At 50.1% G+C, this 15524-nt stretch carries 14 protein-coding genes; 6 read left to right on the forward strand and 8 right to left on the reverse strand.

Going from position 1 to position 15524, the window contains the following annotated elements; genetic code table 11:
- Positions 1-195: 195 nt before the first annotated feature.
- Positions 196-2880, reverse strand: a complete 2685-nt coding sequence (locus AC2215_RS11865) for a COR domain-containing protein (RefSeq protein WP_486810210.1) — start codon at positions 2878-2880, stop codon at positions 196-198.
- 85 nt (positions 2881-2965) lie between these two features.
- A complete protein-coding gene (locus tag AC2215_RS11870) occupies positions 2966-3820 on the reverse strand; it encodes an alpha/beta fold hydrolase (protein ID WP_486810211.1) in 855 nt (284 codons plus the stop codon).
- Positions 3821-3964: 144 nt separating this feature from the next.
- Between AC2215_RS11870 and AC2215_RS11875 the strand changes: the two genes are divergently transcribed.
- A complete protein-coding gene (locus AC2215_RS11875; RefSeq protein WP_486810212.1) occupies positions 3965-4936 on the forward strand; it encodes a sulfotransferase family protein in 972 nt (323 codons plus the stop codon).
- Here the strand turns inward: AC2215_RS11875 and AC2215_RS11880 are convergent.
- Positions 4906-6300 carry a cytochrome P450 gene (locus AC2215_RS11880; protein WP_486810213.1) on the reverse strand — a complete coding sequence of 465 codons (1395 nt, stop codon included), beginning with the start codon at positions 6298-6300 and terminating at the stop codon, positions 4906-4908. The genes AC2215_RS11875 and AC2215_RS11880 overlap by 31 nt on opposite strands.
- 344 nt (positions 6301-6644) lie before the next feature.
- Here AC2215_RS11880 and AC2215_RS11885 point away from each other — a divergent pair, with 344 nt between their 5' ends.
- From AC2215_RS11885 to AC2215_RS11895, 3 genes are all read left to right on the forward strand, one after another.
- Positions 6645-7496: a calcium-binding protein gene (locus AC2215_RS11885; RefSeq protein ID WP_486810214.1), complete on the forward strand. Its 852-nt coding sequence runs from the start codon at positions 6645-6647 to the stop codon at positions 7494-7496.
- A gap of 227 nt (positions 7497-7723) precedes the next feature.
- Entirely contained in the window at positions 7724-9010 is a 1287-nt protein-coding gene (locus AC2215_RS11890) for a glycosyltransferase (RefSeq protein ID WP_486810215.1), read from the forward strand.
- A 596-nt stretch (positions 9011-9606) separates the two neighbouring features.
- Positions 9607-9990, forward strand: a complete 384-nt coding sequence (locus tag AC2215_RS11895; protein WP_486810216.1) for a hypothetical protein — start codon at positions 9607-9609, stop codon at positions 9988-9990.
- Positions 9991-10349: 359 nt separating this feature from the next.
- Here the strand turns inward: AC2215_RS11895 and AC2215_RS11900 are convergent, their stop codons facing one another.
- The 4 genes from AC2215_RS11900 to AC2215_RS11915 form a co-directional block, all read right to left on the reverse strand.
- Positions 10350-10574 carry a DUF4327 family protein gene (locus tag AC2215_RS11900; RefSeq protein WP_486810217.1) on the reverse strand — a complete coding sequence of 75 codons (225 nt, stop codon included), beginning with the start codon at positions 10572-10574 and terminating at the stop codon, positions 10350-10352.
- A 272-nt stretch (positions 10575-10846) separates the two neighbouring features.
- Entirely contained in the window at positions 10847-12505 is a 1659-nt protein-coding gene (locus AC2215_RS11905) for a glycoside hydrolase family 3 N-terminal domain-containing protein (protein WP_486810218.1), read from the reverse strand.
- 402 nt (positions 12506-12907) lie between these two features.
- Positions 12908-13321: a 30S ribosome-binding factor RbfA gene (rbfA, locus tag AC2215_RS11910; RefSeq protein WP_486810219.1), complete on the reverse strand. Its 414-nt coding sequence runs from the start codon at positions 13319-13321 to the stop codon at positions 12908-12910.
- A gap of 46 nt (positions 13322-13367) precedes the next feature.
- Positions 13368-13574, reverse strand: a complete 207-nt coding sequence (locus AC2215_RS11915; protein ID WP_486810220.1) for a DUF751 domain-containing protein — start codon at positions 13572-13574, stop codon at positions 13368-13370.
- Positions 13575-13725: 151 nt separating this feature from the next.
- Here AC2215_RS11915 and AC2215_RS11920 point away from each other — a divergent pair, with 151 nt between their 5' ends.
- Both AC2215_RS11920 and AC2215_RS11925 read left to right on the forward strand, forming a co-directional pair.
- Positions 13726-14001, forward strand: coding sequence for a hypothetical protein (locus AC2215_RS11920; protein ID WP_486810221.1), 276 nt, complete (start codon positions 13726-13728; stop codon positions 13999-14001).
- 110 nt (positions 14002-14111) lie between these two features.
- Positions 14112-14834, forward strand: a complete 723-nt coding sequence (locus AC2215_RS11925; RefSeq protein ID WP_486810222.1) for a WecB/TagA/CpsF family glycosyltransferase — start codon at positions 14112-14114, stop codon at positions 14832-14834.
- 140 nt (positions 14835-14974) lie between these two features.
- Here AC2215_RS11925 and AC2215_RS11930 read toward each other — a convergent pair whose 3' ends face one another.
- Complete coding sequence (locus AC2215_RS11930) at positions 14975-15418, reverse strand: hypothetical protein (protein ID WP_486810223.1); 444 nt, start codon at positions 15416-15418, stop codon at positions 14975-14977.
- Between the last annotated feature and the right edge of the window lie 106 nt (positions 15419-15524).

The following is a 15524-nucleotide window of genomic DNA, read 5'->3' on the forward strand; positions in this document are numbered from 1 at the left end:
AAAATAGCTGAAAGCCTTCAGTATCAATCAATAGACCCATTTTATCTCCACCACAGTGAGCGATCGAGCTAAAATTCCCGAATTCATTGACTGTTCGGGGTTTTAGGCATTCACGATCGGCGTCGTGAATAATCCAGGCTAGGGAATATCAAGGCTTTGAGCGATTTGTTGAATCTTAATTCAGTGCCATTCGACTTACGACAACTCTTCTTCGCTAAAGCCTTCCACAAAACCCACCCCCGCTTTACCAAATACGCTTTCTTCAGCTAAATGCTCCATCGCTTTTAAGAATGCCGTTTTTCCCCCATTCTTCCAACGTTCTGGATTGAAGAGTTGCTTTTTGAGCATATTCCACGTGGCGGGTTTGCTCGTGCGGATTTCTTCAAACTCCACTTCGATCATGTCTCTGGCTTCGAACTCGGTCACGGTAGGATACTTATTCTCAAGCCTCTTTAGGATGTTAGTAATATCATCAACAGACTTTTGCATCATCGGATTAATAGCCTGTTGATGCTGTTCGACGATAACTTTACCTTTTTCGTTGATGACAACGTTCTTGGCACTAAATTGGTACTTACCAGTTTCTGACATGGGTGAATTTGGATAAGGAACACTTCCTGTTATATCGTCAATCAAGTTTCGGACGCTGACCATTTCATAGCTGGTTTGACATTGGATCTGACGTTGACCGTCGTCGCGAAATTTGTGGAGAATCTGCAAGGGATAGAAGTAGGGGGTTTGGCTGCCGTTGCAGGTGGTGCAATTACAGGGAACCAGGGTGCTGCATTTGAGGCGATCGTAACTGGCATGAATTTTATCGAGTTCGTGGCGGACGGTAGTGAGGAGATCCCGTCGGCGATGCCCCGAGACTCGGATGCGGATTTCTTTGCGGTGGTAAAGTTCGATAACTTCGGCACGGGCAGTATTTGAACTCTCGTTACTATCTTCGTTTTGCTTCTGGTCACTATCCTCTTTACAAAGGACAACTCCGGTTCTCCACACACAGGTTTGGTGTTCGATCCAGTGATGCATTTCGACGATGAAGCGAGTGAGGATGCCTTTAGGCATGAACTCGTAGGTATAGCGCAGGAGTAGATTATCCGTTTTATCCCAGTCGTATTCTGGTTGATTGGGACTGAGGAGTTGAGGAGCGATGTAGGTATTGGGACTGCTGGGAATTTCGTAGCAGAGTTTAAAGTTCATCATCAGCCGCAAGAGTTCCGGGCACATCGTTGCGTATTTTTCTTCATGCCAGATGGCGGCGAGGTCTTCTCGATCGAATTTGCCCAGGTTTTGAATCACTCGGTTGTTATCCAGAACTTTGTAAACGGCATCGGTTCCCCAGGTGGGTTTGAGGATGACGGTTTTGCGCAGGAGGTCGTCCTCTTGAAAGTGGAGGCAAACCCCGAGATCGTGTAAGTAGCCGCTGAGTTGGAGTTTATCTTCATATCGGGTAAACCCGTATTTTTGGCAAAGGTTGAGATATTCTTCTAGAGTGATATGATTGCAGGGATTGTCTTCCAAAGCATGGCGAACTTTAACCCAGGTTTTGGGGAGTGCTGCACCAACGTGAGGCAGTCTTGAGATATAGTGCTGAATTGCCCGTTTAATTGTCGATAGACCGCGATTGGTAGCCAGATTGGTGGCTAGGGTTTCTTTGAGATTGAGAAATTCGCCCCGGAGTTGCCGTTCGTTGATTTCACGCTGGCGATCTTGTTTTTCATTTTTAACGATGAGGATCGGGCTGTTTCCACTCAATAGTTTAACGATATTCAGCCAGTAGAAAAAGTCCGTGTCTTCTTTGCGGCTATCGGCAACCAGGATATAGAGAGAGCGCTTAGTAAGAAAAAATTGATGAGTAGTGTGGTAGATTTCCTGCCCGCCAAAGTCCCAAATATTAACCCGAAACGCTTTACCATTTTTCTGCCGGAATTTCAATTTAATGATGTCAATCCCTTCTGTTGTCTGCTCGGTTGAAACTAACTGATAATGAGTGTTTTCAATTTTTTTAGCAAGGCTGGTCTTACCTGCACCTCCTTCTCCCAAAATTAAGAGCTTGGCTTCATAAAGGCGATCTATGTTTTGTTCTAAAATTTGGCGATAGTAGCGCGGAATCTGTTGTGCTGCCTGCTCAGGATCGTCAAGATACTGCCGGATTTCCGGAGGGAATTGCCTCAGTGGGTTGATGCGGAGGTCAAGGAATTGAAGATAGGTGAGCTGAACAATTTCCGGGGGGAGTTGCTTTAGATGGTTATTGCTAAGGTCGAGAAATTGGAGATTTGTGAGTTGACCAATTTCACGAGGGAGTTGGCTCAGCTGGTTACTACCAAGATTGAAGGATCGGAGGTGGGTAAACTGAACAATTTCTGGGGGGAGTTGCTTTAGGTTGTTGTTGCCAAGGTATAGAAATTGAAGATAGGTGAGCTGAACAATTTCTGGGGGAAGTTGCTTTAGGTTGTTGCTGCCGAGGTATAGAACTTGGAGACTTGTGAGCTGAACAATTTCTGGGGGGAGTTGCTTCAGACGATTGCTGCTGAGGTATAGAACTTGAAGATTTGTGAGCTGACCAATTTCACGAGGGAGTTGGCTCAGTTGGTTGTTGCTAAGGTCGAGGGATTGGAGATTTGTGAGCTGACCGATTTCACGAGGGAGTTGTCTCAGTTGGTTATTACTGAGGTAGAGAGATTGGAGATTTGTGAGTTGACCAATTTCACGAGGGAGTTGGCTCAGTTGGTTATTACTGAGGTATAGAACTTGAAGATTTGTGAGCTGACCAATTTCACGAGGGAGTTGGCTCAGTTGTTTCCAGCTAAAGTCTAGGGATGTTGCACCTTCCCTGATAGCCTTTTCAATAACCTCAAGTAACTCCTGCTCAGTCATGGTTGGTAGTGCATGCAATATATTTGCTTGTTAGCATATCGGCATCCCCAGCAAATGCCCAGTTTGTCAAGCATCTCTCGTAACTTCAATCCGAACCCAAAAACCGATCGATCGCCTCTGCCATCTGCGGTGCGTACTTCTGCGGCAAACTATGATCCGCACCGGGAATCACCACCAGTTCTGCATTCGGGATTTTGTCGGCGTAGGTTTGGCAGTGGTGGAAGGGAACGGTGGTGTCGAGTTCCCCGGCAAAAACGAGAGTGGGTTGCGTGATTTGATGAATTTGGGTATCTACAGTTTCCGCACCTTTGATGCCGTTGAGTCGCCCGGCGATGAAAGAACGTCCCGCAGGCTGCGTCATCAGTTGTTGCCGAAACCATTTGATTTTCGCCAGTTCTTCCTGTTGTCCCAAAACTCCGGCGATGGGAGTTGCAGCACTCAGTCCCCAATCCACTAGAGGGGTGGGGTTGAGGAGGAATTGCAAGGGTGTGTTGCGATCGCGCAGGGAATCATCCCGTATCCCAGCCGGTGCGGCGAGGATGAGTCCAGAAATGCGATCGGGAAATTGTAACGTATACGCTGTGCCTACCCAACCGCCAAAGGAATGACCCAAAATATAACACGGTGCCAGGTCGAGGCGATCGATAAATTCCGCCACAAACTGAACTTCTGCCGTCACGCTGTAGCGAATCTCGGGCTTCGATGATTCCCCAAATCCCAGCATATCCAAACCAATACAGCGAAACCGCGTACTTAAGCGTTCCATCAACGGCAAAAATCCGCTAGCTTCCGCAAAAAAGCTGTGCAGCATCAGTAGCGGCACGCCTTCCCCCATTTCCAGATAGGCGGCTTCGCAGTCGATTGGAGAGGCTGTCTGTGAGGCGGTATCGAGGGTGAGGGGAAAAGTAATTTTGCGTTTGGTGGGTGGAGTGGCAGGCATAGTTCGGGTGGCAAGGATGCTGTGCGGCGTTGCGGGATTACAGCAATTCGCATTCTTAACAACTCATGCTACGATCGCGTTCTATCTCAAAAAATTTAGATAGAACTTTCCGATTTATCCAATTACGTTGCGATGAGCGATCGAATGAAGAATAATCCAGATATTGCTTATTTATCTAAAATTGAAGCGATACAATTTACGCCAATTTTTATTATGGCCGATCATCGATCGGGCACGACATTACTCTATCAGACCTTAGCACAAACTCAAAAATTAAACTATATTCAAGCCTATCATATTATCTACTATCATGAAATTCTATCAAATTCGATCGATAAAACGGAAGAGCGCGCAATTCGAGAACTGGAGAATCTATTTCAAGAACGAGGTATAGGAGATCGAGGAATCGATCGCGTTTCTGCAACCCCGCATCTGCCCGAAGAGTACGGCTTTATTCTTAAAAATGCGGGTTATGACTCTCAGATAACCTCAGAAAGCTTACCTTTATTCACAGAACTCTGTCAAAAAATTCAATTTATTTCCAACCCAAAGAAATTATTACTCCTAAAAAACCCTTGGGACTATCCCCAGTTTCGCTACGTCAAAGAAGCTTTCCCCCAGGCTAAATTTATTTTCATTCATCGCCACCCCCTTCAGATGATGAACTCGAAAATCAAAGCCGCTCGTACCCTTCTCTCCGAATGGAATGACTACACGGCTCTGATTTCCCAACAGTATCGAGAGATTTGGAAAAAGCCTTGGCTGCGCTATCTTTATGAATTTTATTATTCTCAGTTTTTTGATTTGGGATTGCGAAAAGTATTGAAAGATACTTACGAATCGACGAACTACTTTTTAGAAAATATTTCCGCCTTATCCAAAACCGACTATATCAACGTCAAATTTGAGGAGCTTTGCCAGGAACCCGAAGCCACCATCGGCAACATTCTCGAATTCCTGGGCTTAACCCCCCCAGAGACGATCGACTGCAACATTCAACCCCGTCCCGTGCAATTGTTGCCGGAAATCGATCGCAACGCCGATCGAATCTGCGAGCGACTCCAACCCTATCTAACGGCTTTGGGTTACGATCGCCCAAGTACCGGCTGCGGCTGAGTACGCTTCCCCTTCACCACCATCGGCACCCCATTCTCCGGTGCGATTAGCAATCCCCGTCGCACGGGTTTCACCGGTTGACGACTTGCCAGTTCCATCTCCCAGTTCGAGAGTACCGTCGCCAGCACCAACTTCATCTCGAACAGGGCAAATGCCAAACCGATGCAGCGCCGATTCCCGCCGCCAAAGGGCAGGTATTCCCACGATGAAAACTGCCGTTCGAGAAAGCGTTCGGGTTTGAATGCTTTGGGTTTGGGATATAAATCCGGGCGGTGGTGCGTCAGATAAATACACGGACTAATCACCGTTCCCGGTTCCAAATCGTAACCCAAAATTTGCACTGGCGCTTTCACCAATCGCGGCAGCGCAAACATCACCACCGGATACATCCGCAGAGTTTCTTGCACCACCGCATTCAGATAGGGCAACTTCAGAATCTCATTTGGATCTAGCCCATTGGGATCGGACTTCTCGCCCAACCCATCCAGTTCCCGGCGCAACTTTTCCCCCACATCCGGCTGATGGTGAACCCAGTACAACGCCCACGCCAGAGCCGATGCCGTGGTTTCGTGACCGGCAACGAGCAAGGTAATGAGTTCGTCTCGGAGTTCTTCATCGCTCATCACTTCCCCATCTTCGTCCCGCGCCGCCATCATCAAGGATAGGATATCCGTTCGGGAAGAGTCGAAGTTGGCGCGGCGATCGGAAATTTCGGCGTAGAGGAGTTCGTCGATTTGCCGCTGTTGTTCCATCATCCGCCCCCAGGGACTCCAGGGCCCCCAGTCTTTTTGCAGGACGGGAAACATCAGCATCAGGGTGGTGACGAGGGGATGACGGGGATTCAAACGATTCATGAGAGCGGTTTTGAGGCGATCGTACCGATGGCCGTCTTCAATGCCGAACACCGCTTTTAAAATGACTCGAAATGAAATGGCTTGCATCCCCTCTCGCATGGGAAATGAAGATCCGATCGCCCATTCTTCTGTGACTTGATGGGTAATCTCGCGAATCAACTCCCCGTAAGCGCGCATCCGTTCTCCGTGAAACGGCGGCATCAATAGCTTGCGCTGGCGTTTGTGACGTTCTCCATCCAGAGCAATCAGGGAGTTGGGCCCCAGAAGTGGTAGGTGCACCCCTGCAGCCTTCCCAGAATCAAGGCAGTTGGGAGCGGTGGCAAAAATTTCTCGAATCCCTTGGGGATCGCTGGTGAAGAGCGTTGATGCTCTTTGCGTCGTTCCGGGCATACAGAACGTGTCCCCGTATTCCTCGGTTAGGGTTTCGAGCAAGTCCATGGGTTGGCGAATCCACTGAAGTTTCTGTCTCCAGGAGAAACTTTCGATTCCTGGGGGTTGTTTGGTACTCATGGCGATCGCACTGGTGATACTGCGGCTTCTATGATAGTCTACTGGCTTTGTCTGGCAGACGATCGGGCATGAGTCTTGTCGGCGATCTTCGGGAATGATGTATCGTTTTGTATCTTTTTTTACAGAATCCGAAAAAAAGAAGTGTGGCTTGCGAAATCAAGGTAAAGCGTTCAGTTCGATTCGATCGCTCTCAATTCACTTAAATTTTGCCTTCACAATATTGAAATTCGTTGAAGTTCGATATTTTGGTGCGGGGTTTATTGTTTGGAGTATCGATCGAATTCGAGCGAGCTTTATCCATGAGAACTCAATCAAATACAGACTCCAGAAGGAGGTCATCAAACATGGCTTATCTACAGGGAACATCTAACAACGATCGTCTGCTCGGAACAAACTTTGGCGATGTCATTCGAGGATTTGGCGGTCAAGACACACTTGAAGGCTTCGGCGGTAATGATTACATTCGTGGCGATGATGGAGACGATCTATTATATGGTGATGGAGGCTACGACTATCTTTTAGGTGGCTCCGGGCAAGATACGATCCACGGAGGTAGTGGTGGCGATTATATCGATGGCAACTCCGGAGACGATCGATTGTATGGAGAGTCCGGTCATGACGATCTATATGGTGGAAGCGGTCAAGACCAACTTTTTGGAGGTAGCGGTAGCGACTATATCTATGGTGAGTCTGGAGACGATCGGTTGTATGGTGATGGAGGCTACGACTATCTTTCTGGTGGTCAGGGTCAAGATCGCCTATTTGGAGGAGATGAGAGCGACGATCTCTATGGTGGCTCTGGAGACGATCGTCTGTATGGTGAAGATGGAGACGATTTTTTAACTGGAGGTGATAACAACGATATTCTTTATGGAGGAAATGACTGGGATACTCTTTTGGGTGGTAGCGGCGACGATTATCTCAATGCCGGAGCTGGATTCAATACTGCTACCGGTGGCAGTGGCTACGATACCTTTGTCGTTTCTGGCGAGGGTTACGTGTTTATTTCCGACTTTGAAGTTGGGGTCGATCGCGTCAGTTTTGAAGGCCTCAACCCCGCCACTTTAACCTTCCAAAGCTTCCCTGTCATCGGAACTTTTATTGGCAATGGCATTAATTCTTTTGCTCAATTGGATGGTGTCGAACAGGGAAATTTAAGCGATGATGAGTTTCTCAAGTTGATTACTCGCAGTTAATCGAGTTTTTCAATCGCCACTATCGCTTTTCAATAACAATTGACTTGGCGATACTAAGACCCCTATAACCTCCTCAAACCCTCAGCCCTCAGGTCTAACCTGACACCTGACGACTTCAAATCGATCTAAAATGAAAGCCCCGGTAGAGATACTGGGGCTTGGCGCTGTTCGTTCGAGTTGTTGTCACTTTCGAGCGTCAAAAAAAGCGAGTCATCAGGAAAAGAAAAATGCGAATTACTGTTTTGACATTGGGGTCGCGAGGTGACGTTCAGCCCTATGTCGCCCTTGCCTTGGGGTTAAAAAAAGCCGGACACGAGATAACGTTTGCCGCCACCCCAGGATTTAAAGATTTTGTGACCGATTTTGGTTTAGACTTTGTTCCTCTCGAAGGAGATGTCCGTGCTGTCCTCGATGGGGAACTCGGTCAAACCTGGCTGGAGTCGTCGGGAAATCCCATTGACTTTTTCCGCCTCTATGGCGAAATTGCCCGTCCTTTGAACGAACGTCAGTTTGCCGATGCGTGGGAAGCCTGCCGAGATGCACAAGGCATTGTCTACGCACCGCTAGCTTTTAGCGGCTACCATATTGCTGAAAAGTTGGGTATCCCTTGCTATTTGGCGATTTTGCAACCCATTTTGCGGACGGCAAAGTTTCCCAACCTGATGACTTCATCGGAATCTCGACTCGGAGGGATCTACAATCGGCTGACCTATCTCGCGATCGAGCAATTGTTCTGGCAGCCCTTTCGACCCCAGGTTAACGAGTGGCGACAGTCTACCCTCGGTTTGCCTCCGATTCCCTGGTGGGGACCGTCTTGGCGGCAGTACAAAAATAAAAATACGGTATTGTGCGGTGTCAGTCCCAGCGTGATCTCCAAACCCGCAGATTGGCACGAAAATATCCATATGAGAGGCTACTGGTTTCTACCGCGCCCCGCAGACTGGCAGCCCCCGCAGGACTTGCTGAATTTTCTCAAATCGGGGGAACCTCCAGTATACCTCGGGTTCGGCAGCATGAAGGGACGCGATCCGGAGGCGCTGACGCAAACGGTCCTCGCCGCCTTGGCAAAAACGGGACGGCGCGGCATCTTGCTGACCGGATGGGGGGGTTTGGGCGATCGAGAGTTGCCCGAAACGGTCTTTAAAATCGATTCGATTCCCCACGACTGGCTGTTTCCTCAAATGGCGGCGGTGGTGCACCACGGCGGCGCGGGAACGACGGCTGCTGGATTGCGCTCTGGAGTCCCATCGATCGTTGCGCCCTTCTTTGCCGACCAACCCTTCTGGGGTCGGAAAGTGGTGGAGTTGGGAGTTGGCCCGCAACCGATTCCCCAATCGGAATTGACAGTCGAAGCCCTTGCCGCAGCGATTCAAGAAGCAACGACGGATGAGGGTATGCGCCACCGGGCGCGGGAACTCGGCGATCGCATTCAAGCCGAAGATGGCGTGGGTGCAGCAGTCGAAGCCTTCGAGCGATCGATTTCTCCCTCTGTCGCCATGGCTGCATCAATTTAACGTCAGTTCGGGATAACAGTTTCCGGTGAGGATGGGGTGTGGGGTGTAGGGTGTGGGGTGTGGGGTGTGGGGTGTAGGGTGAATGGAATCTCATCGAACGGCCTGGGTTGACAAATTTTCTCCCATGTGGATACAGCCCTTTCCACACATGACCTGAATCCACCTCACCGCACCACTTCTCGACAATCCTTAACCCGAACTGACGTAATTTAGGATGTCGCGAGGGAGATCGGGGAACGATGGATGATGAATTGCGATCGCACTCCCCATGTTGGTGAGAACAATTAACGCCATGTGCAACTTGTATGAGCCCAAACCTGACAACACGGGGGAAGGGGAAAAGGGGGAGAAGTCAGCTCGCTCACCATCCTTTCGAGCGCCTAAAGTTGCACACCGCGTAATTAAGAACAATTCGTCATGTTGCCCGAGTCTTCCTCCCCAGCCCCCTTTGCCCCCGAAGTTGCTCTTCACGAGTGTCCGGCTCGATGCGGCGGTCGCGATAGCCGGTCTCTGAATCGAGCGGTCGATGTTAGCATACACTTTGTATACGATATGTACTGCCATCTGGCGCTCGCCATCTTTAACAAGAAATAACTATGAATTCAGAGAACCTCGTTCAAACGATACAAACGGGATTTCGTATAGGCGTGGGTGCGACGGCATCCTTAATCGAAAGTCTCCAAGACTCTCGCTTGCGAGAAGAAAATCTCGAAACCCTGAAGCTGGATTGGGAGCAAATTGCCAATAAAATGGCCGAAAAAGGGGAAAGTACGGAGCGAGAAGCCCGCAATTTCGTCGATACTCTCGTCGAGAAGGGAACTTCTCCCGATCTTCAAAGTCCGATGGGAACCTCTCCCGATTTCGATCCGGTGGTTCGTGAGGGTGATGCTGAGGTGAAGACGGAGTTGGAGACCCTAACCGAGCAAATTGTCACCTTGCGTAAGGAATTGGAGCAGTTGCGGCAGCAGGAAGAATCCTAAGAGCTTGGGTCATCTGGGGAGTGTGTCGGGTATCGAGCGTGAGATTTGAGGAGAAGTTTCTCTCTTGATGACTTCTGCCTCTATGGCACGAAGATAGAGGACTGACCTAATTTGCCCTAGATACTGCGATCGCCTCCAGGGGTAAAAATTGCGGTCCGAGTTGGCACCGTTCTGGTGAATGCGAGTTAGAGTCAGGTTCTGGCTGCCTCACTCCGAGACAGCTTCCCCGGACGATATCGAGCGCAGTTACAGTTACGGCACCCGCTCGGATACGACAAAGGGGTCGATCTGGCTTTTTGAACCCAAGGGTCAAAAAATGGATCGCCCCCTCTTGAATGCTCGTTATCTTATCAAAGCGATCAATCGTTATCCCATGCTTCTACCCCCATGAGATCGCCGATGCGATCGCGAAGTAAAAAGTCGTGCGCTTCCAATTCTTGCTCGACCACTGCCCATTCGCGCGCGGGAATATACTGACACAGGTTATAAATCGGCTGCTGTCGGCTAACCAGTCCTCGGTGAACGAGTTGGCGAGCTTCATCTTGGATCGTATTGATGGAATATTGAATGGCAGACACAGTCATAATAAATACCCCCGAAAGGAAAATTGAAACGTGATTTGGTTAGATTTGGCGACCAGACTTGAACTCGTTGGGAGCCAACTGCGATAGTGGCTCCGATCGGGAGCCTCAATGTTTTCGATGCCAAAAATCATCTCTTGTAACAATATATACTGCACAATTATGACTTTTAAGGTAGTTATACCTCGATTATATTAACAATTTATAAAGATTGGTTAAACTCGTCGTATTTTGTCCGGAAACCTGCAAGCCGAGCGAACTCATCTCTGGATGCGTTATTCGGGGAGGGAAAGCAGTGTCGAGAGCAAACTCTCCTGAGCTTGGGGCATCTGACCGTAAGAGAAAGCGTAAGGCAGTTGTGGGGGTAGCTGGGGTCGGAACTCTTCAAGAGCGTAAGGACTGCCGTAAATCGCTACAGCATTTAGTTCTTGCGTCTCTACTAACTTATCTAACCAGGAGCGAGCCAGCCGTGTCAAGGCAGCACTAGTGCCGAAGGGGTTACCGCGCACGAAGACCTGTAACAATGTCGAACAAAACTTATTACTGTTATCGTTTGCTGATATGGTAGTTTGATTGAATTTACCTATTTGATACAAATCTTCAAGCCTCTGAGTCGATCGAGCCACCAATTGCAGTTCGTAACCCAGCTTCTCGGGAATGGCGATCGCCGGGGCAGAGCGATCGAGAAACGGACATTGGAAGGGATCGTCGATGACAATGAGGTTGCGCAGGGGTTTTTTCGGCGTTGAGGCGATAGATTTTAGAGGCAGGGTGCCTCTCGATTGGAAAGAATCTCGTAGGATGCCCGCAGCCGTTTCCGTGGCCGCCGGAGTCGCCAGTTGAGCGATCGCTTCGGAGACATTTGATTTTTCCACCTCGTTCGAGGCGGCCAACACTTTTCCTTTTGCCTTCCAAATCCGTGCGACCGATTGACGAATGCGATCGCGAGAAATCCTGCCGGTCCTGACCGCATCGCAAATGGCACGAATCCCCCCCTCGGGATCGACGGGCATCAAAACGATATCCGCCCCCGCTTCTACCGCCAGAACTGGGGCTTCGTTGGGGTCGTAGCGTTTGGCGATCGCCCCCATCACCAGGGCATCGGTGACAATTAACCCTTCAAACCCCAATTCCCGGCGCAGTCGTCCCGTGAGAATTTCTGGGGAGAGGGTGGCTGGGCGTTCGGCATCCCAAGCCGAAACCAATAGATGAGCGCTCATAATTCCATCCACCCCAGCGGCGATCGCCCCGTGGAAGGGTGGGAGTTCGATTTGCTCTAATCGCTCGCTAGAATGGGGCAATGTCGGCAATTCCAGGTGGGAATCGATGCTGGTATCTCCGTGACCGGGAAAATGCTTGGCGGTGTTGAGAACTCGATATTCCTGAGTTCCGCGAATAAAGGCTGCTGCCAGTTCTGACACGATGGCTGGATCGGGACCGAACGAGCGCACGTTAATCACCGGATTTTCGGGATTGTTGTTGGCATCCACCACCGGTGCGAGTATCCAGTTAATGCCGATGGCAAGGGCTTCGGAGGCGGTGAAGCGACCCATTTTTTCGGCATAGTCGATCGCGAGGGGGCGATCGTGGCGAGCAATATCTCCAATTGCCATGGGTGGGGGGAACCAAGTCGCACCGGCAAATCGCTGTCCCACCCCTTCTTCGATATCCGCCGACACCAGCAAGGGAATTTCAGCCCAACCCTGGAGTTCGGAGGTGCGCAACATCAACTCCGGCGCGCTGCCATCCACGAGGATGACACCACCGACTCCTAAATCGCCAATCCAGCGTTGGAGGGTGGCGGCGGGCGGTTCCCAGGCGGGGTAGCGAATTTGGCTGTCGAACAAGAACCCCGAGGCGCGAACGACAAACATCTGGGCAACTTGCCGTTCCAGGGATAGGGTGTCGATATCTCGGAGGGATGTGTCAACCATTTAGATTTGGAATTTTAGATTTTAGTAGATTTTAGATTTTAGATTTAAATCCTGGAGTTTAGACCCAATTTCGATTGAGAAGGTCACAATCGTTATCTTGCACGCTTTTCGGAGTTGCCATTTCACCTCCGAGATTGAAACTCTCAAATCATTTCAGGATAACGGTTTAACGGTTTAAGCCATTAAATTCGTCTAAACTCCCATTAGATTTGGCTTTGGGTATTTGACCCTCCCCAAGTCTCCCCATAACCCGATCGCTCCATCTCCCCTCTACCCAAATCTACAATTTCAATGGGTGACGGCTGACCCGTGGGTTGGTTATCGAGAAGAAAAGTACGGAAATCGGCGATCGAGCTGCTATTTTTGGGTGTTCGTTCCGCGACTCTTCTTCTCGATCGCCGTTTACTCTTCAAGTTCGGCGAGTGGTTCGGGAACGTCCACCGGTTCGAGGGGGTCCCTCGGACGATTTTCGCTCAGACTGTTGAGCAGACCGAGCATTCGATCGCCCCGTTCCAACGATCGATCTTCGAGAAACACCACCTCGGGCGTGCGGCGCAGGCGCACGCGACGAGCCAGATGAGAGCGGACGTAACCGGTTGCCGAAGCCAATCCGGCCATAGTTTGGGTCCGAGCTTCGGGAGTGCCGTAAATGCTCACGAAAATTTTCGCATGTTGCAAATCTCCCGAAACATCCACATCGGTGATGCTCACCATCCCCGACCCGACGCGATCGTCTTTCACACCGTACAGCAGCATTTGGCTGACTTCCCGCTTAATCAGAGAAGCCACTCGCTCGATTCGACGATTATTAGCCATAATTTCGCCCCCTAAAAAACGATATGGGCAAATCTTCTTGCGCTTATCAGTTTACCGGAGACAGACCCAGCATGGCTCTTAAGGTAAAGGTAACGAAAAGGAAACCCGAAACGGTTAAACCCACGAGTGCCACTAAAGTGACGGGCTTTTTTGTCAGGGGTTTGAGCCACATTGCTGCGTTATAGAAAACACCGAGAATTACAGAAATGAGATATCGAGGCCAGGCGGAAACGGTTTCAAGTAAATCGTTCATCGAATTTAAAAAAGTATATTGTCACGATCGCATTTTATAGCAGTCAGCACTCAGCGATCGGCATTCAGCCAATGCGCTGCGCGCAGGCTGCGCCAACAGCCAAAGTTCTGCGATTTATCGCTTGTTGCTTTAAGGTTCGATCGACGACCGGGTGGTAACGGAAAACTCGATCGTTATCGTCGAAGCAAAGCAAGCGGACTTAACCCATGGATTCGTTCGGCTTGCCGCAGAATTAATGGCCTTGGATTTGTGGACAGAGGTTGAAACTCCAAATCTCTACGGTGCCGTTACCACCGGAGACGATTGGCGCTTCGGAATATTGAAACGAACGGCAAAGCGGATTACCCAAGAGATTAAACTCTATCGAGTTCCGGAAAATGTCGAGCAGTTGCTACGAATTCTGGTAGCAGTTTCTCAAGCTCGATAAAAAGTGGAGCGCGAAGCGCTATAAGTCAGATAAATTTTAGTGATTATCAGAAATTCATCGATCGCCGATTGGTGTTATCTTGATAAGTCAATTGGTGTGGAGGAAAATGAATGTCTCAAATCGGAGAACGATTGTCGGTTTTGGGAGTTCCCGTTGACCTGGTAGGAGATTATGTCGAACACTTAATGTCTTACGTCCGGCAGCAGCAGGGTTGTCACGTCGTTACCCTGAATGCGGAAATGACCATGCAAGCAGAAACAAACCGCGCTTTAGCTCAAATCGTCGAAAACGCGCAATTGGTCGTTCCCGACGGTGCGGGCGTGGTACTCTACCTACGGCTGCGAGGTCGCAAAGTGAAACGCTGTCCGGGAATCGAACTGGCCGAACGGGCGATCGCTTCCACTGCCAAAACTTCCGATTCAATTTTCTTCTATGGTGGCAAACCCGGCGTGGCGCACACGGCGGCGCGCAATCTACAACAGTGCTATCCCGGCGTGGCAATATCCGGCGTGCAACATGGTTATATCTCAGCCCAAGAGGAGAGCGAACTTCAAGACACCCTCAAACGGTTGCAACCGCCAATAATTCTCGTGGGATTGGGCGTTCCGCGACAGGAATTTTGGATTGCCGAACACCGCCACCTGTGCCCCAACTCCGTGTGGATCGGGGTGGGTGGCAGTTTCGATATTTGGGCGGGCGTTAAAACCCGCGCCCCCGCTTGGTTGGGCGACCTGCACCTGGAATGGGCTTACCGACTGTATCAAGAACCTTGGCGCTGGCGGCGAATGCTCGCTCTCCCCAAGTTTGCCCTCAAAGCCTTAGCGCAACAGTAAATTTGGAGAATGGGGTGTGGGGTGTGGGGTGTGGGGGAAGAGCGTTGCCACTGACCCATTGTCTAATTGTCCATCCACTCTCCCAAAGCCTCCCCTGCTCCCCGTGCGCCCAAAGTCCCCAAAGCCCCCGAAGCCCCCCCCTACATATACTGCAATACTAGAACCGCATCCATGGCACTAATGAGGGAATGACCGGTCATGATGCCACTCGAGAGGCAGTACTTGGTATCGCTGAGGCGATTGAGGGTTTCAAAACCGCTGCGGCGTTGCTTGTCGCTGAGGGTCCAGTATCGTTGCACGATCGCCCCTGGGGTCACCCAGCCTTCTCCTTCCACTTTCCCCAGTTCGCTGTGCTGAAGCACGAAGGTATATCGACGCTCGCCATCATCGAGACGACCCCGGTACTGAAATGTAATCTCTTCTCGTTCTTCGTTGGGGAAGATTAATTTCGTCACCATGCTGTACCAGTTGTCTTTCCACGCCACAATGGTACGCCCTTTAACAGTCGCAAGTTCGCCGCTGCGTTCCAACCAATGCCCTTCTAAATTCCAGCGACCTGCTTCGAGTAAAAACGTGTGAGCCACAGCGTCTCCCTATGTGTACGGATGGGTGCGCTCGACGATCTGGGGCATCGATCGAGCCAGAGTTTTTGTATTTCGATCTGCTGTGATGCTATAAACGTTATCCGCG

It is taken from the genome of Zarconia sp. (genome assembly GCF_057467645.1).

Bases quoted from the DNA above. Each gene is read 5' to 3' on its own strand.
- AC2215_RS11925 (WP_486810222.1), top strand. From the start codon at position 14,112: ATGTCTCAAATCGGAGAACGATTGTCGGTTTTGGGAGTTCCCGTTGAC.
- AC2215_RS11880 (WP_486810213.1), bottom strand. From the start codon at position 6,300: ATGAGTACCAAACAACCCCCAGGAATCGAAAGTTTCTCCTGGAGACAG.
- AC2215_RS11870 (WP_486810211.1), bottom strand. From the start codon at position 3,820: ATGCCTGCCACTCCACCCACCAAACGCAAAATTACTTTTCCCCTCACC.
- AC2215_RS11885 (WP_486810214.1), top strand. From the start codon at position 6,645: ATGGCTTATCTACAGGGAACATCTAACAACGATCGTCTGCTCGGAACA.
- AC2215_RS11905 (WP_486810218.1), bottom strand. From the start codon at position 12,505: ATGGTTGACACATCCCTCCGAGATATCGACACCCTATCCCTGGAACGG.
- AC2215_RS11865 (WP_486810210.1), bottom strand. From the start codon at position 2,880: ATGACTGAGCAGGAGTTACTTGAGGTTATTGAAAAGGCTATCAGGGAA.
- AC2215_RS11875 (WP_486810212.1), top strand. From the start codon at position 3,965: ATGAAGAATAATCCAGATATTGCTTATTTATCTAAAATTGAAGCGATA.
- AC2215_RS11915 (WP_486810220.1), bottom strand. From the start codon at position 13,574: ATGAACGATTTACTTGAAACCGTTTCCGCCTGGCCTCGATATCTCATT.
- rbfA (WP_486810219.1), bottom strand. From the start codon at position 13,321: ATGGCTAATAATCGTCGAATCGAGCGAGTGGCTTCTCTGATTAAGCGG.
- AC2215_RS11895 (WP_486810216.1), top strand. From the start codon at position 9,607: ATGAATTCAGAGAACCTCGTTCAAACGATACAAACGGGATTTCGTATA.
- AC2215_RS11900 (WP_486810217.1), bottom strand. From the start codon at position 10,574: ATGACTGTGTCTGCCATTCAATATTCCATCAATACGATCCAAGATGAA.
- AC2215_RS11890 (WP_486810215.1), top strand. From the start codon at position 7,724: ATGCGAATTACTGTTTTGACATTGGGGTCGCGAGGTGACGTTCAGCCC.